This window comes from Streptomyces sp. NPDC001852 (genome assembly GCF_042891825.1).
Classification (GTDB): domain Bacteria; phylum Actinomycetota; class Actinomycetes; order Streptomycetales; family Streptomycetaceae; genus Streptomyces.
Genome location: NZ_JBIATN010000007.1, coordinates 236,911 through 253,242, shown reverse-complemented (window position 1 = coordinate 253,242; position 16,332 = coordinate 236,911). Strand labels below are relative to the sequence as shown.

General features: G+C 72.1%; 10 protein-coding genes. 6 read left to right on the top strand and 4 right to left on the bottom strand.

The window, feature by feature from the left end:
* Positions 1-16 precede the first annotated feature (16 nt).
* Positions 17-1,195, top strand: a complete 1,179-nt coding sequence (gene moeZ, locus ACFYZB_RS15050; RefSeq protein WP_351208005.1) for an adenylyltransferase/sulfurtransferase MoeZ — start codon at positions 17-19, stop codon at positions 1,193-1,195.
* A 427-nt stretch (positions 1,196-1,622) separates the two neighbouring features.
* On the opposite strand, the gene ACFYZB_RS15045 is transcribed toward moeZ, so the two are convergent.
* Entirely contained in the window at positions 1,623-1,772 is a 150-nt protein-coding gene (locus tag ACFYZB_RS15045) for a hypothetical protein (protein ID WP_351208007.1), read from the bottom strand.
* Between the two features lie 539 nt (positions 1,773-2,311).
* Between ACFYZB_RS15045 and ACFYZB_RS15040 the strand changes: the two genes are divergently transcribed.
* Together ACFYZB_RS15040 and ACFYZB_RS15035 are read left to right on the top strand one after the other, a co-directional pair.
* Positions 2,312-2,977 carry an LAETG motif-containing sortase-dependent surface protein gene (locus ACFYZB_RS15040; RefSeq protein WP_388758453.1) on the top strand — a complete coding sequence of 222 codons (666 nt, stop codon included), beginning with the start codon at positions 2,312-2,314 and terminating at the stop codon, positions 2,975-2,977.
* A 134-nt stretch (positions 2,978-3,111) separates the two neighbouring features.
* Positions 3,112-3,300, top strand: a complete 189-nt coding sequence (locus ACFYZB_RS15035; RefSeq protein ID WP_388758451.1) for a hypothetical protein — start codon at positions 3,112-3,114, stop codon at positions 3,298-3,300.
* On the opposite strand, the gene ACFYZB_RS15030 is transcribed toward ACFYZB_RS15035, so the two are convergent.
* From ACFYZB_RS15030 to ACFYZB_RS15020, 3 genes are all read right to left on the bottom strand, one after another.
* The gene (locus tag ACFYZB_RS15030; protein ID WP_388758449.1) at positions 3,287-3,553 is read right to left on the bottom strand and encodes a hypothetical protein; all 267 of its coding nucleotides are present in this window, start codon (positions 3,551-3,553) and stop codon (positions 3,287-3,289) included. The two genes, ACFYZB_RS15035 and ACFYZB_RS15030, sit on opposite strands and share 14 nt — an antisense overlap.
* Positions 3,554-3,695: 142 nt before the next feature.
* The gene (locus ACFYZB_RS15025) at positions 3,696-5,240 is read right to left on the bottom strand and encodes an alpha/beta hydrolase (protein ID WP_388758447.1); all 1,545 of its coding nucleotides are present in this window, start codon (positions 5,238-5,240) and stop codon (positions 3,696-3,698) included.
* 132 nt (positions 5,241-5,372) lie between these two features.
* The gene (locus tag ACFYZB_RS15020; RefSeq protein WP_388758445.1) at positions 5,373-8,246 is read right to left on the bottom strand and encodes a lysylphosphatidylglycerol synthase domain-containing protein; all 2,874 of its coding nucleotides are present in this window, start codon (positions 8,244-8,246) and stop codon (positions 5,373-5,375) included.
* A gap of 185 nt (positions 8,247-8,431) precedes the next feature.
* Between ACFYZB_RS15020 and ACFYZB_RS15015 the strand changes: the two genes are divergently transcribed.
* The 3 genes from ACFYZB_RS15015 (at position 8,432) to ACFYZB_RS15005 (ending at position 16,286) form a co-directional block, all read left to right on the top strand.
* Positions 8,432-8,818: an MGMT family protein gene (locus ACFYZB_RS15015; RefSeq protein ID WP_388758443.1), complete on the top strand. Its 387-nt coding sequence runs from the start codon at positions 8,432-8,434 to the stop codon at positions 8,816-8,818.
* 257 nt (positions 8,819-9,075) lie between these two features.
* Positions 9,076-12,483, top strand: coding sequence for an ATP-dependent helicase (locus ACFYZB_RS15010; RefSeq protein ID WP_388758441.1), 3,408 nt, complete (start codon positions 9,076-9,078; stop codon positions 12,481-12,483).
* Between the two features lie 116 nt (positions 12,484-12,599).
* Entirely contained in the window at positions 12,600-16,286 is a 3,687-nt protein-coding gene (locus ACFYZB_RS15005) for an ATP-dependent helicase (RefSeq protein ID WP_388758439.1), read from the top strand.
* Positions 16,287-16,332: the final 46 nt, after the last annotated feature.

Here is a 16,332-nt window from a genome sequence, read left to right as displayed (position 1 = left end):
GACCAACGGAGTCCCCGTGTCGCTGCCACCCCTGGTTGAGCCAGCCTCTGAGCTCACCGTAGACGAGGTCCGCAGGTACTCCCGCCACCTGATCATCCCCGACGTGGGCATGGACGGGCAGAAGCGGCTGAAGAACGCCAAGGTGCTCTGTGTGGGCGCCGGCGGCCTGGGCTCGCCGGCGCTGATGTACCTGGCCGCCGCGGGCGTGGGCACCCTCGGCATCGTGGAGTTCGACGAGGTCGACGAGTCGAACCTGCAGCGCCAGATCATCCACAGCCAGTCCGACATCGGCCGCTCCAAGGCCGAGTCCGCCCGTGACACCGTCAAGGGCATCAACCCGTACGTGAACGTGATCCTTCACGAGGAGCGGCTCGAGGCCGACAACGTGATGGACATCTTCAGCCAGTACGACCTGATCGTCGACGGCACCGACAACTTCGCCACGCGCTACCTGGTCAACGACGCGTGCGTGCTGCTGAACAAGCCGTACGTGTGGGGTTCGATCTACCGCTTCGACGGCCAGGCCTCCGTCTTCTGGTCCGAGCACGGTCCCTGCTACCGCTGCCTCTACCCGGAGCCCCCGCCCCCCGGCATGGTCCCCTCCTGCGCCGAGGGCGGCGTCCTGGGCGTGCTCTGCGCGTCCATCGGCTCCATCCAGGTCAACGAGGCCATCAAGCTCCTCGCGGGCATCGGCGAGCCGCTGGTCGGCCGGCTGATGATCTACGACGCCCTGGAGATGACGTACCGCCAGGTCAAGGTCCGCAAGGACCCGAACTGCGCGGTCTGCGGCGAGAACCCGACCGTCACCGAGCTCATCGACTACGAGGCCTTCTGCGGCGTCGTGTCCGAGGAGGCCCAGGCGGCGGCCGCCGACTCCACGATCACTCCCAAGCAGCTCAAGGAGTGGATCGACGACGGCGAGAACATCGAGATCATCGACGTCCGCGAGCCGAACGAGTACGAGATCGTCTCCATCCCGGGCGCCAGGCTGATCCCGAAGAACGAGTTCCTCATGGGCGCCGCCCTGGAGGGCCTCCCGCAGGACAAGAAGATCGTCCTGCACTGCAAGACGGGTGTCCGCAGTGCGGAAGTCCTCGCCGTCCTGAAGTCCGCGGGCTTCGCCGACGCCGTCCACGTCGGCGGCGGCGTCATCGGCTGGGTCAACCAGATCGAACCGCACAAGCCGGTCTACTGATCAAGGGGTCCTTCGACCAGCGGGCCTGACGAAGTCCACGGCTCTGAGCTGCTCAGACGCCGTGGGCTTCGGTCGTTGTCGGTTGGCGTTGGTCGGCCTCGCACGGCCCATGGCCGGCCCCGAAACCGCGCCGGTGGTGCGTGCCGGGAAGGTGCGTCACGGTGTCACGCTCACCTGCTGCGATGGTCCGCAGACGTGCACGTGTCCGCCGCCGTCTGTCGGCGTTGTCACGCAGTTGGACACTCACTGCTGCTGTGCCTGTCCGCACTCCTGTGACAGGTGACTACCGTGGCTCGTACGCCGTGGTTACCGGGAACGCTCCCAGCAACTGAGATTCGCACGTCTTCGCTCCCGCCAGAACGCCGCCGTTGAACTTCCACCAGACGGTTGGCGCCGCGCCCTTGTGGTTGCTGGGCGCCGCCATCTCCTAGTCGAAGAGCACTCCCGACAGCGGCGCTGACTTGGCGTTGCGCACGGTGGTGTAGGTGACCAGGTTCTGCCCGGCCTTCCTGGACGTCGGTTCATCGGACAGGTTGCCCGAACCTGGGCTGACTGCCCGCAGCCAACGGCTGTACACGCGCAACAAGTTGAGCGGAGACGTTGAAGGGCCTGTCGTGGTGAACGCAGAGACCGGCGGGCTCTTGGCCCGAGCGGGCTGATGCCGAGGGTGACTTGGTCGGACCGGTCCGACTGCCGACGGCCAACTGTGAGTATGGTCACACAGGTTTATGCACGGCGAGCACAACTGTCCGGCTGTGATCGGGTCTGTCCCGCTGGCGGCCCACGGCCCCGACCCACGTCCGCCGCAGGGCCACCCCGCAAATCCGCCCGCGGGGAATAGCATCTGCGTCCTGCCGCATCGCGTACAACCGCGACGGCATCTGCACTCTTCTCTCATTCTTGTCCTGACCCCATGAGGTCGTAGTGAAGCTGTCCGGTGCCCAGGCGGCGATCGGCTCGGTCTCGTCACCGCCTTCGCCACTGTGCCGGCGGGCCTCCCAGCCGCCCGCGCTGCACGGTCCTGCTCCGTCCTCACGTCCCCAAGAGGCGCGGCCGTCGCGAGTGCCCAAGGCATCCCCGCGCGTAGCTGTCCTCATCCCGCCCGTCGGAGGAAGTGTGATATCCAAGCGCGGCCTGTTCGCCGCCAGTGCAACCGGAGCGGGCGCCGTTCTGCTGTTCAGCGGCGCCGCCTTCGCCTGCAACATGAGCGACTTCTCGGTGACCCCCGTGGCCAGTTGTGACACCAGCTCCGGTGTCGCCAAGGCCGCGATCACGGTCACCGACAAAGACAGCTCGGGCACGCCTGCCCACATCACCATCGGCCCGCACATGGCGTCCGGCCTGCCCGGCCCGGTGTTCGACCAGTGGGACTTCCCCCACCCCACCGCGGCCGGAGTCAGTCACACCTTCTACGTGGACTGGAAGCCGGGCGCTCAATGGGACGTCCGCGTGACAGCCGGACCGATCAGGGACGAACCCATCACCCCGTACCCCACGTCCGCTGACAAGCCGTGCACCGTCCCGTCGTCGGCGCCGTCGAAGACTCCGGTGCCGTCCAACACGCCGACCAGCAGCGTGTCGCCTGCCCCCGCGCCCAGCTCGACCGCCGCCGCCAGTGCCCCCGCCCCGTCCGCCTCGGCGTCGACACAAGGCGCATCGCTCGCCAAGACCGGCGGCGGCAGCGACAGCGGAATGATCGCAGGAGTCGCCGGTGCCCTGATCGTCATCGGCGGTGGCGCGCTATTCACCGTCCAACGGCGCAAGGCCGCTGCGCGGCACTGACCCCGTCACGCGTAGCTCCGCTCCCCGAGGGGAGCGGAGCTACAGGCGTGGACTGTCGTCCGTGTTGGTCGTCGTTGAGCAGCAGTCTGTGTGGTTGCTGTACTCCGCTGCTGTACAGCGACTTTGGGGGACCCGTGACCGCCCTGCCGGCAACCGTCGACCGCGACATCCTCGATCACCGGATCCTCTGTGCGATCAAGGCGATCCGCAAAACGCTGCGCTGCACGATTCATGAAGCCATCGACGTGTTCGCGGCACGGTTCCTCCTTGCTCCCCGCTGCGCGCCACCTGAGGCGCTGGATGATGTCGCTACCGGGGGATGAGCTTCACTCGGACACCGCCGATGGTCGAAGCCCATGCTTGACCGCTCTCCAGCGCTTTCGCGCCCTCATCCAGCATTTCGATCTTCATGGCATCGGCCGATGTCCTCAGCTCATGCCACGGTCGGTCGGAGTCGAGGACACGTCGGGACCGTGCCACCGAGATGTCCAGTGCTCGGACAGCAGCGTTGACGTCAGCCACTTCCTCCCCCGCACTGCCGACGCCCTCAAGTGACCAGTTCAGCCACAAGTTCATGTTCTTACTTTCCCACGGCAGCCCAGTGGCGCGCTCCACCTGGACGCCAGGTGCATACGCGGCCGCGCCCGTGATGGCTTGTGGATAACACTCTGACCAGCGGTTTCTTCGCGAGTGCGGGAGTTTCGGACGCCGGGGCGGGTCAGGAGCAGACCGTGCCGGCCTTCGGCTCCCGCCCGTCCAGCAGATAGCCGTTCACCGCGCTCTGCACGCACCTGTTCTTGCTGTCGTACGCACCGTGCCCCTGGCCCTTGTACGTCAGCTCGACGGCGACGCCCTTGCCGAGAGCGTCCGCCATCTTCCTCGCGCCCTCGTACGGGGTGGCCGGGTCACCCGTGTTGCCGACGACGAGGATGGGTGCCGAGCCGGGCGCGCTGACGTCGGGATGGTCGGCGGCACCCGCCACGGGCCAGTCGGTGCAGCTGAGCATGCCCCAGGCCAGATAGTCCCCGAACAGCGGGGAGGCGGCGCGGAACTCGGGCAGCTTCTGCTGGACGTAGTCGGCGGTGTACCGCGGCTTCTCGTCGGCACAGCTGATGGCGACGTTGGCCGCGGTGATGTTGCTGTACTGGCCGTCCTCGCTGCGGCCGTTCATCGAGTCGGACAGCAGCATGAGGACTCTGCCGTCACCCGCGTACGCCTGCTCCAGGCCCTCGGTGAGGTACTCCCAGAAGTCCTTGGAGTACAGGGACTGCGCGATGCCGTTCGTCGCGGCGGTCTGGGTGAGCTCGCGCGGCGCGATGCCGGGGATCGGCTTCTTCTCCAGGTCGTCCAGCAGCTTCGCGATGCGGTTCTTCACGTCCTGCGCACTGTTTCCGATGGGACATCCCGTGGCCTTCGAGGCGCAGTCCTCGGCGAAGTTGTTCAGCGCGAGCTGGAAGCCCTCGGCCTGTCCGAGCGCGCTCTGTTCGGGGTTCTGCGTGGGGTCGACGACGCCGTCGAGCACGGCGCGGCCGACGTTCCTGGGGAACAGGTGGGCGTACACACCGCCGAGTTCGGTGCCGTAGGAGATGCCGAAGTAGTGCAGCTTGTCGTCGCCGAGGACCTGGCGCATCAGGTCCATGTCGCGGGCCGCGTCGGTGGTCGCCACGTGCGGCAGGATCTTCTTGGAGTTCTTCTCACACGCTGCGTTGAACTGCTTGGTGCGGTCCAGGAGTTGGGCGCGCTCGGCGCTGTCGTCGGGGGTCGCGTCCTGCTGGAAGTACGTGTCCAGCTGGGAGTCGCTCTCGCACGTCACCGGCGCGCTGCGGCCGACCCCGCGCGGGTCGAAGCTGACCAGGTCGTAGCGGGTGCGCAGGGCGGCGTAGTCCGAGGCGAACGCGGGCAGCGCACTGACGCCGCTGCCGCCCGGCCCGCCGAAGTTGAACACGAGCGAGCCGATCCGCTTGCTCGCGGGGCCGCTGGCCCTGGCGCGGATCAGGGCGATGCCGATCGTGTCGCCCCTCGGTCTGCTCCAGTCCAGCGGCGCCTTCATGGTGGCGCACTGCCATGTGCCGCCGCTCGGCAGCGGGGACGGGGCGCTGCCGCCGCCCTCGGCCTCGGACGGAGCCGGGCAGTCCTTCCAGTCCAGCTTCTGCGCCGAGAGGTCGCCGTGCGCACTGGCGTCGCCGCACCCGGCCAGCAGGGCCGAGAGCAGCAGGACAGCGGTGGTCAGGGCGGCGGCACGCAGCCGGGATGGGTTCGCCATACTCCCATCCTGGAGGCGCGCACGCCGGGGCGCGCGGGGCGCGGGCCGTACGAGGTACGGGCGCTCGGCACCCGTACAGGCCTTTCTGCGGGGCGGGCACCGCGCGCCGCACAGGGCGCCCCCAGAGGCTCCTCAGAGGGCTCCCTTGCGGGTGAGCTGGTTGAAGGCGAGCCAGCCCGGCAGCACCGGAAGCCACAGCGTGAGCAGGCGGTACAGCAGGACGGCCGGGGCGGCGACCTCCTTGGGCAGGCCGACGGCGATCAGGCCGACCGTCAGGGTCGCCTCCACGGCGCCGACGCCGCCCGGGGTGGGCGCGGCGGATCCGAGCGCGTTGCCGGCGAGGAAGACCACGGCGACGCTGGCGATGCTGAGCGATGCCGAGCCGTCGCCGAACGCGCGGATGGAGGCGTCCAGGCACATCACGAAGCAGAACGTCAGCAGCAGGATGCCGCCGATGCCGGTGACCAGCTTTTGCGGCCGCTGCAGCACGTCGAGCATGCGGGGCACGACACCCGCGAAGAGCGACCGCACGCGCGTGACCACGAATTTCCGCAGGAACGGCACCGATGTCACCACGAGCACCAGCACCGCGACCGTCAGCAGACCTGCGATGACCGTCCGGGACGGCGACAGGGACGGCGTCTTCTCGGTACCGGTGAGATAGCCGAAGGACAGCAGCATCAGGATGTGGGCGCCGAGCCCGGCCAGCTGCGAGGCGCCCACGCTCGCCACCGCGAGCCCCGGCCGGACTCCCGACCGCTGCAGATACCGGGTGTTCAGGGCCACACCGCCGACCGCCGCCGGCGCCACGATCTTCACGAACGAGCCGGCCACCTGGGCCCCGACGGCCCGCAGGAACGGCACCCGCTCCGGTACGAAGCCCAGGAGCTGCATCGCCGCCGCGACATAGCTGAGCGCCGAGAACAGCACGGCGGCCACGACCCAGCCCCACTGGGCGTGGGCGACCAGCGGACCGAACTCGATGTGCGTGAGCTGCGTCAGCAGGAAGTACGCGCCGATCGCACCGGCGATGAAACTGATCAGTGTGCGCGGCCGTACCCGCTCCAGCCGGGCCGGCTCCACCGGTGCCTGCGGCCTGATCCGCAGCACCTCGTGGCGGATCTGGGTGAGCAGATCCTCCTCACGCGCGTCCTCCAGGGCCTCGTCGATGGCCCGCTTCTCGGCCCGCGCCTGGGCGCGCACGGCCTTCTTGTCGGCCTTCGAGAGGGCGACGGCACCCTCCTCCCCGGCTTCCTCGGGACGGGCCTGTCTGGTCTGCCGGGACGCCTCCAGCACCGCCTCGCGCTCGCGCTGGGCCTGTTCCCGGGCGAGTCTGCGCAGCGTCGCGCGCGTGGAGCGCGTCAGCGCGATCGGCTGGAGCAGCGGCAGACAGTCGGCGACCGCATCGGGACCGAGGACCCGGACCGCCGAGGCCACGGCGCGCTCGGCGCCCACCCGCAGCCCCAGCGTCGTGACCAGCTGGGCCACGTCCATGCGCAGCAGCAGTTCGCCGGCCGCGATCTCACCGCCGCGCAGTTCGGTGAGGATCACCCTGCCGGAACGATCCACCAGAATCGCGTCACCCGCGAGTCTGCGGTGGGCGATGCGCCGGGACTGCAGCGCCTGCACCTGGTGCCAGGTGTTGCGCAGCAACTCGTCGGTGATGTCCTCGTCGGCCAGCGAGTCGAGCGTGCGCCCGCCGGTGTGCTCGTAGACGAGCATGACGGCGTCGGGGCCGAGCTCGGAGGTGGCGATCAGCTTGGGCGCGTGGGCGCCGGCCGCGATCGCCGCGTACGCCAGCAGGGCCTCCTGTTCCAGAGCCTGGCGCAGCGACTGGAGGCTGGAGCGGGTGGCGAAGCCGCGCAGGGTGAGATTGCGCCACGCGCGGTAGAAGAAGCCCTGGGCCTGCTGTTCCCGGTCCACGACCGTGACGTCCAGCGGCGGGCCGTCCTCCAGGGTGACGAAGTAGCGCCGGCCGCGGTCGCCGTTCTCCGTCTCCCCGGCCTCCTCGCGGGCCGCGCTGACGGGATGGAAGCCGACGTGCCGCAGGCCCGCCATCAGGGTCTGCCCGGTGGGGCGGACGTTGGGGGAGCCGACGGCGTACAGCGTGCCGTAGGCGATGGTCCAGCCGATCAGTACCGTCAGGATGATCGAGAACGGGGTCGTGTAGCCGGTGACCAGCATCGAGAACGCATCGAGCAGCAGCACGATCCACAGCACCGCGCGCCATCTGGGTCTGCGGGACATGCCGACGGCCGTCATGTAGGCGATGACGGGGGCCAGATATCCGTGCACGGGGTCGGTCAGGGCGTGGATGTCGCCCGGAGAGGGCTGGGTGAGCGCCTCCTGGATCGAGCCCGGGGCGGCCCGCGCCACCCACAGGTCGGTCGCGAGGGTCACTCCGTGGGCCAGGACCGCCGCGAGGACGCCGTCGGCGATGCGCAACCCGTCGCGTTTGATCAGCCGTTCGATCGCGAAGGCGACCGGCACCAGCAGGATCGCGATGCTGGACGCCAGCCCCGCGATCTTGATGAGCAGGTCGGGGGCCTGACCGGTGCCCTTGTTGATGTCCTGCTCGAAGCCGGAGGTGGTGCCGTGCGCGAACGCGGCGATCGCGAGCAGCACCACGATGGCGAGCACGCCGACCAGGAGCCGCATGAGGTCGGAGGGGCGGTGCACGCGCGCGGGGAGCAGCGGTTCGTCGCCTTCCACGGCCTCGGCGTGCGGATCGTCGTCCGCGCCCGGGCCGTGGCCGGAGCGCGTGTTCTCCGGGACGTGCGCTCCCTCGGCGTCGTCGTTTCCGCCCTCACGCGCGCGCGTGCCGTCGTTTCCGTTGTCCTCGCGCGTGCGCGAGGTGCCGTCGTCCGTGCCGTCGCGCCGACGCGGACCGGTGTCCTCCTGCTGGGCGTCGCCGCCGCCCTTGGCGGCGCCGTCGGCGGTGTCGGGGCGCGCGGCGGCGTCAGGGGTGCCCGCCGCGCCTTCGGGGTGCACGCCCTGCTGCTTCATGGTCTCTTCTTGGTCTCGTATCACCAGTCACCGCCCGCACGATGGTGGCATGCCCCACCGACACACGCGGGCATCAGGGTGCGGATCCGCGGGCGCACAGTCTGCCGGAAGCGCCGTCCGGTGGCGAGAGGGCCGTTCCCCGCGGTCCGCGCCGCGCTGTCGGTGGGGTGGGGCAGGATGGTCGGATGAGCGAGCAGAGCCCTGCCGAGGACACCCGCGAGGAGCACGCGGACGCGCTGCCGGAGTACGCCGAGCGGGTCCTCGAGGTCGCCGAGCGGATCCCTCCGGGGCGGGTCATGACGTACGGCGATGTCGCCGAGTGGCTCGAGGAGGGGGGACCGCGCCAGGTCGGCCGGGTGATGTCGTTGTACGGCGGCGCCGTCCCGTGGTGGCGTGTCGTACGCGCCGACGGGATGCTGCTGCCCGGCCACGAACTGCGCGCGCTCGCCCACTACCGCTCGGAGGGCACGCCGCTGAAGGAGGCGGCCAGGAGCGCCGAGGGGCATCTGCCGCGGATCGACATGCGGCGGGCCCGATGGGACGGCGGGGCGTGCGCGGTGGGTCACACATGACAGCTTCCGCCATCCGGTGCCCTCGGGGAGAGCCCGTGGCCCGTACGGGTGACGCGGGGGACATCCGTGGCATGACGTACGTTCGTGGGTTGTGGGACGCACGCGGCCCGAGCGCCACGAGAGAAGAAGCGGAAGCCCTGCTTCCGCCCGGTGCGGCGGCGTAGCGTCGGCTGCACGCGTCCCCCTCACCCCGCGGTCACCGCCTCGCGCCCCTGACCGCCCGCCCACCAGCACGAACACCAGGACCGGCCCATCACGTGAGCTCCTCTTCCTCCACCAGGCGCCTGCCGCACCCCCCGGTGCGGCAGGGGGGCCGTGGCGCTTACCGACTGGTCCGTACCCCGCCGGCCGCCGCCGACCCCCCTCGTCTGGACGCGGCACAGCGCGCCGTGGTTGACCACCGCAGCGGACCCCTGCTCGTCCTCGCCGGTCCCGGCACCGGCAAGACCACCACCCTCATCGAGTCCGTGGCCGCGCGAATCGCCCGCGGCGCCGACCCCGAACGCATCCTGGTGCTGACCTTCAGCCGCAAGGCCGCCGTCGACCTGCGCGACCGCATGGCCCTGCGCATCGGCGCCGCCCGCGCGCCCCGGGCGACCACGTTCCACTCGTACTGCTACGCACTGGTGCGCGCCCACCAGGACAGCGGCCTGTTCACCGAGCCGCTGCGGCTGCTCTCCGGCCCGGAGCAGGACGTCACCGTCCGCGAGCTGCTCGCCGGGCAGCCCGAACTGCAGCGGCTCGGACTGGCACACGTGCGCTGGCCCGACGAACTGCGCGCCTGCCTGACCACGCGCGGCTTCGCCGACGAGGTCCGCGCGGTCCTCGCCCGCAGCCGCGAGCTGGGCCTGGCTCCCGGCGCACTGGACGCCTTCGCCCGCCGCATCGGCCGCCCCGACTGGCGCGCCGCGGCCGCGTTCCTCGCCGAGTACCTGGACGTGCTCGACATGCAGGGCGTGATCGACTACGCGGAACTGGTCCACCGCGCGGTCCTGCTCGCCCACCGCCCCGAGACCGCCGCACGGCTCGCCGCCCAGTACGACGCCGTGTACGTCGACGAGTACCAGGACACCGACCCCGCACAGGTACGGCTCCTGCATGCCCTGGCCGGGGGCGGCCGCACCCTGGTCGCCTTCGGTGACCCCGACCAGTCGATCTACGCCTTCCGGGGCGCCGACGTGAACGGCATCCTCGACTTCCCGGCGGCCTTCCCGCGCGCGGACGGCCGCCCCGCCCCCGTCGAGGTGCTGCGCACCTCCCGCCGCTCCGGCAGCGCCCTGCTGGCCGCCACCCGGCTGATCACGCAGCGCATGCCGCTGCCCCGGCTGCCGGCCGACAAGGTTCGCGCGCACCGCGAGCCGACCGCCGTACGCGACGGGGGCCGCGTCGAGGTCCACACGTACCCGACGGCAGGTACAGAACTGGACAACATCGCGGACATCCTGCGCCGCGCCCACCTGGAGGACGGCCTCTCCTGGGGCGACATGGCCGTCCTGGTCCGGGCCGGATCCCGCAACCTGCCCACCCTCCGCCGCGCCCTCACCACGGCCGGCGTCCCACTGGACATCGACGGCGACGACCTGCCCCTGCGCCACGAGCCGGCGGTGGCGCCCCTGCTCACAGCCCTGCGCGCGGTGGCCACGGCGGAGGCCCGGAGCCACGAGGAGAACGCAGGCGCGCTCTCTGCTGCTGACGAATCCGGGACAACCGCCTCCCAAGAGGCCATCGCCGCGGACACCGGCCCCGAGGACGCTGCCCCCGAAGACACCGCAGGTCCGGCCCCGGCCACCTCCTGGCTCGACACCGAGACCGCCCTCACCCTGCTCGCCTCCCCCCTCGCCGGCATGGACCCCGCCGACCTGCGCCGCCTCGGCCGTGCCCTGCGCGAGGAGGAGCGGGCGGCCGGCAACCCGCTGCCGCCCCCCTCCGACGTACTGCTCGCACGGGCGCTCGCCGAACCCGAGCGCCTGGCCGTGCACGACCCGGTGTACGCGCGCGGGGCGCAGCGTCTCGGCGCGCTGCTCCGCACGGCCCGCCAGCGCCTCGCCGGCGGCGGTACGGCCGAGGAGGCGCTGTGGGACCTGTGGGAGGGCACGCCGTGGCCCGCGCGCCTGGAGCGGGCCGCCCGGCGCGGCGGCGCGGCCGGCCGCAACGCCGACCGGGACCTGGACGCCGTGTGCGCGCTGTTCGCCACCGCCGCCCGCGCGGAGGAACGCACCGGAGGCCGTGGCGCGCTGAACTTCCTGGAGCAGATCGAGGCCGAGGACATCGCCGCCGACACGCTCGCGCGCCGCGCGGTTCGCCCCGACGCCGTCCGCCTCATGACCGCGCACCGCGCCAAGGGCCTTCAGTGGCGGCTGGTCGTCGTCGCCGGGGTCCAGGAAGGCCTGTGGCCCGACCTGCGCCGCCGCGGCTCCCTCCTGGAGGCCGACCGCATCGGCCGCGACGGGCTCGCCGAACCGCTCACCCCGGGCGCACTGCTCGCCGAGGAGCGCAGGCTCTTCTACGTGGCCGCCACGCGCGCGTGTGAACGTCTCGTCGTCACCGCGGTGAAGGCACCGGCGGACGACGGCGACCAGCCCTCCCGCTTCCTGACCGAACTCGGCGTCGAGCCGAAGGACGTCACCGGCCGCCCCCGCCGCCCGCTGGCCGTGGCCGCGCTCGTCGCCGAGCTGCGCGCCACCACCGTCGACCCGCGCGTCTCCGCCGCCCTGCGCGAGGCCGCCGCCCGCCGCCTGGCCCGGCTCGCCGCCCTCGCCGACGAGGACGGCCGCCCGCTGGTGCCGTCCGCGCACCCCTACCGCTGGTGGGGCATGTACGACCCGACCGAGAGCAAGGTGCCGCTGCGCCACCGCGACCGGCCCGTCGTGCTCTCCGGCAGCGCCCTCGACCAGCTCGCCAACACCTGTGCACTCCAGTGGTTCCTGGGCCGCGAGGTGAAGGCCGACGCCCCGGCCACCACCGCACAGGGCTTCGGCAACGTCGTCCACGTCCTCGCCGACGAGGTCGCCTCCGGTCGCAGTCCGGCCGACCTCGACGTCCTCATGGAACGCCTGGACTCGGTGTGGAACGCGCTCGCCTTCGACGCGCCCTGGAAGTCCCAGCAGGAGAAGGACAACGCGCGCGTGGCGCTCGAACGCTTCCTGAACTGGCACGTGCTGGACCGCACCGGGCGCACCCCGGTGGCCAGCGAGCAGGACTTCGACGTCACCCTCGAGGCGGGCGACTACCAGGTCCGCATCCGAGGCCAGATGGACCGCGTGGAGACGGACGCCGAGGGCCGCGCCTACGTGGTGGACTTCAAGACCGGCAAGCAGGCGCCCAGCGCCGCCGAGGTGGCCCGCCACCCCCAGCTCGCCGTCTACCAGCTCGCCGTCCGCGAAGGCGCCGTCGACGAGGCCCTCGACGGCGTACGTCCCGAACCCGGCGGCGCCGAACTGGTGCACCTCAGGCAGGGCGCCGCCAAGCGCGACGGAGGCGACAGCCTGCCCAAGGTGCAGACCCAGGAGCCGCTGTCGGGGGAGTGGGTCGGCGAGCTGCTGGCCACCGCCGCCGGCAAGGTCCTCGACGAGCGGTTCGCGCCCAGCAGCGGCCAGCACTGCACGCACTGCGCGTTCCGCGCCTCGTGCAGCGCCCGGCCCGAGGGACGGCACGTGGTCGAGTGAGCCATCGTCAGATGCCGGAGTGACGCACGGCACCACACGTGCTGACCTGCGCTTCTTTCGCCCCGGTCGGCTGATCCGGCCTCGACTGTCAGTCCCCGCCGCTAGCCTTTTCCGACATGCCCGCCCGTATCACCGACCCCGAGCAGCTCAAAGAGCTCCTCGGCATCCCGTTCACCCCGGAGCAGACGGCCTGCATCACCGCGCCGCCCGCCCCGCAGGTGATCGTGGCCGGAGCCGGGTCGGGCAAGACCACCGTGATGGCCGCCCGCGTGGTCTGGCTGGTCGGCACCGGCCAGGTGGCCCCCGAACAGGTCCTCGGCCTGACGTTCACCAACAAGGCCGCCGGCGAGCTGGCCGAACGCGTCCGCAAGGCACTGATCAAGGCCGGCGTCACCGACCCGGACGCCCTCCCGTCACCCGACCACCACCCCTCAACGACAGCGCTTCGCGCTGATTCCTTCTGGTCGGATCCCGACAACCCGCCCGGCGAACCCGTGATCTCCACGTACCACGCCTTCGCCGGCCGCCTCCTCACCGACCACGGCCTGCGCCTCGGCCTGGAGCCCACCTCCCGGCTCCTCGCCGATGCCACCCGCTACCAGCTCGCCGCACGTGTGCTCCGCGAGGCCCCCGGCCCCTACCCCGCGCTGACCCGCTCCTTCGCCGACCTCGTCAGCGACCTGCTCGCCCTCGACTCCGAACTCGCCGAGCACCTCGTCGACCCCGAGGAACTGCGCTCCTGGGACGCGGACCTGCTGAGCATCCTCCAGAGCGCCAAGCTCACCAACGCCGACCTGCGCAAGGTTCCCGAGACGGCCGCCGCCCGCATCGCACTGGCCGATCTCGTCCGCCGCTACCGCACGGCCAAACGCGAACGCGACCTGCTCGACTTCGGCGACCAGATCGCCCTGTCCGCCCGCCTCGCCCGCATCCCCGAGGTGGGCCGGCTGCTGCGCGAGGAGTTCCGCGTGGTGCTCCTGGACGAGTACCAGGACACCTCCGTGGCCCAACGCGTCCTGCTGGCAGGCCTGTTCGGTGGTGGCACGGGCCATCCCGTGACCGCGGTCGGCGACCCCTGCCAGGCCATCTACGGCTGGCGCGGCGCCTCCGTCGCCAACCTGGACGACTTCCCCGCGCACTTCGCGCACGCCGACGGCCGTCCCGCCACCCGCCAGGCCCTCAGCGAGAACCGCCGCAGCGGCGGCCGCCTCCTCGACCTGGCCAACGGCCTCGCCGAACCCCTGCGCGCCATGCACGCGGGCGTGGAGGCCCTGCGCCCGGCCCCCGGCGCCGAGTACGACGGCACGGTCCGCTGCGCCCTGCTGCCCACCCACGCCGAGGAGATCCACTGGATCGCCGACGCGATCGCCCACCTCGTGCTCACCGGCACGGCTCCCGGCGAGATCGCCGTACTGTGCCGCACGGCGACCGACTTCGCCGAGATCCAGGGCGCCCTGGTGGCCCGGGACGTCCCCGTCGAGGTCGTGGGCCTCTCCGGGCTGCTGCACCTGCCCGAGGTCGCCGATCTCGTCGCCGTCTGCGAGGTCCTGCAGGATCCCGGCGCCAACGCCTCCCTGGTGCGCCTGCTGACCGGCCCGCGCTGGCGCATCGGCCCCCGCGACCTCGCCCTGCTGGGCCGCCGCGCCCGCCTGCTGGTCGCCCACGCGCGCGTGGACGACGGTGACGACCCCGACCGCCGGCTCGCCGCCGCCGTCGAAGGCGTCGACCCGGCCGAGGTGATATCGCTCGCGGACGCCCTCGACACCTTCCTCGAATCACCGATGGAGACGGACTTCGAGGAGGGCGCGGACGACGGGCTGCCGTTCTCGCCGGACGCGCGCGTGCGCTTCGCGCGCCTGGCCGCCGAGCTGCGCGACCTGCGCCGCTCCCTGTCCGACCCGCTGATGGACGTCCTGCACCGCGTGCTCGCCGTCACCGGCCTGGAGGTGGAGCTGTCGGCGTCCCCGCACGCCCTGGCCGCCCGCCGCCGCGAGACCCTGTCCAACTTCCTGGACGTCGCCGCGTCCTTCGCGGCGAGCGACGCGGAAGCCACCCTGCTCGCCTTCCTCGGCTTCCTGCGCACCGCCGCGCAGTACGAGAAGGGCCTCGACAACGCCCTGCCCGGCGGCGAGAACACCGTCAAGGTGCTCACCGCCCACAAGTCCAAGGGCCTGGAGTGGGACGTCGTGGCCGTCCCCGGACTGGTCAAGGGCACCTTCCCCAGCGCCCAGGGCCGCGAGAAGTGGACGGCCCAGGCCAAGGTGGTGCCGCACGCCCTGCGCGGCGACACCGACACCCTGCCCGACGTCGACAGCTGGGACGCGCGCGGCATGAAGGCCTTCCACGAAGCCATGAAGGACCACCAGCACACCGAGGAGCTCCGCCTCGGCTACGTCACCTTCACCCGCCCCCGCTCCCTCCTGCTCGGCTCCGGTCACTGGTGGGGGCCCAGCCAGAAGAAGCCGCGCGGCCCCTCCGATTTCCTCCAGGCCCTGCACGACCACTGCGCCGCCGGATACGGAGAGATCGAGGCCTGGGCGGAGGAGCCCGCCGAGGACGAGGAGAATCCCGCCCTGCATGCGGCCGGCGCCGACCAGGTGTGGCCGCTCCCGCTGGACGCCGCCGCCCTGGCCCGCCGCCGTGCGGCCGCCGAAACCGTCCTCGCCCACCTGGACGCCCTCGCCACCCAGGACCCCGCCCGGCCGCCGGCCGCCCACGACCCCGCCGCCCTCGACGACCCGGACTGGCCACCGCCCCCGGACGACGACCCCTACGGCGACGAGCCGTACGACGAGCACGGCGGGTTCCCGTACGACGAGGACGTCCCGTACGAGGAGTACGCAGAGGGCGTGCCGTACGCCGAGGGCGGCGCGGACCTCCCGTACGAGGAGGACACCTTCGGCGCCGCGGCCGCCCTCGGCGACGAGGAACCGCCGTACGACGCGGACACCCCCGACACCGAAGCCCCCGACACGGAAGCCCCCGCCGACCGGGACGCCGCCCGGCCCACGGTCCCGCACCAGGCGCCCGCCCCACCGCACCGCCCCCGCCCCGCCGGGCCGCGGCACTCCACCGACCTCACTCCCGAGGAAGCCCGCACCGTCGCCTCCTGGGACCGTGACCTGGACGCGCTCACAGGAGAGCTGCTGCGCGCCCGCCAGACCGTCACCGACGTCCCGCTGCCCGCCGTGCTCACGGCCTCCCAGCTGCTGCGCCTGGCCGAGGACCCGGACGGGCTCGCGCAGGAACTCGCGCGCCCCATGCCGCGCCCTCCGCAACCGGCCGCACGCCGGGGCACCCGGTTCCACGCCTGGGTCGAAGCCCGCTTCGAGGAGCTGGCGCTGCCCCTGCTGGAACCGGACGACCTGCCGGGCAGCGAAGCCGAGATCGCCGACGAACAGGACCTGGAAGCACTGAAGGAGGCCTTCGAACGCACCGAGTACGCCCGGCGCACCCCCCACCGGGTCGAGGCGCCCTTCCAGCTCACCCTCGCCGGCCGCGTCGTACGGGGCCGCATCGACGCGGTCTACAAGCACGGCGACGGCGACGGGGCGACGTACGAGATCGTCGACTGGAAGACCGGCCGCACCCGGACCGCCGACCCGCTCCAGCTCGCCGTGTACCGGCTGGCCTGGGCCGAGCAGCAGGGCGTGCCGCCGGAGTCGGTCACGGCCGCCTTCCTCTACGTGCGCAGCGGCGAGGTCGTACGGCCGCGGGACCTGCCGGGCCGGGCCGCCCTGGAACGGCTCCTCGGCGACGGCACCGCAGCGGAAGACTCCGAAACGGCACAGCAGGCGACCTGAGTGTGACGAACCGCCCGCCGAGGATGTCGGTGCGGGCCGATAGGCT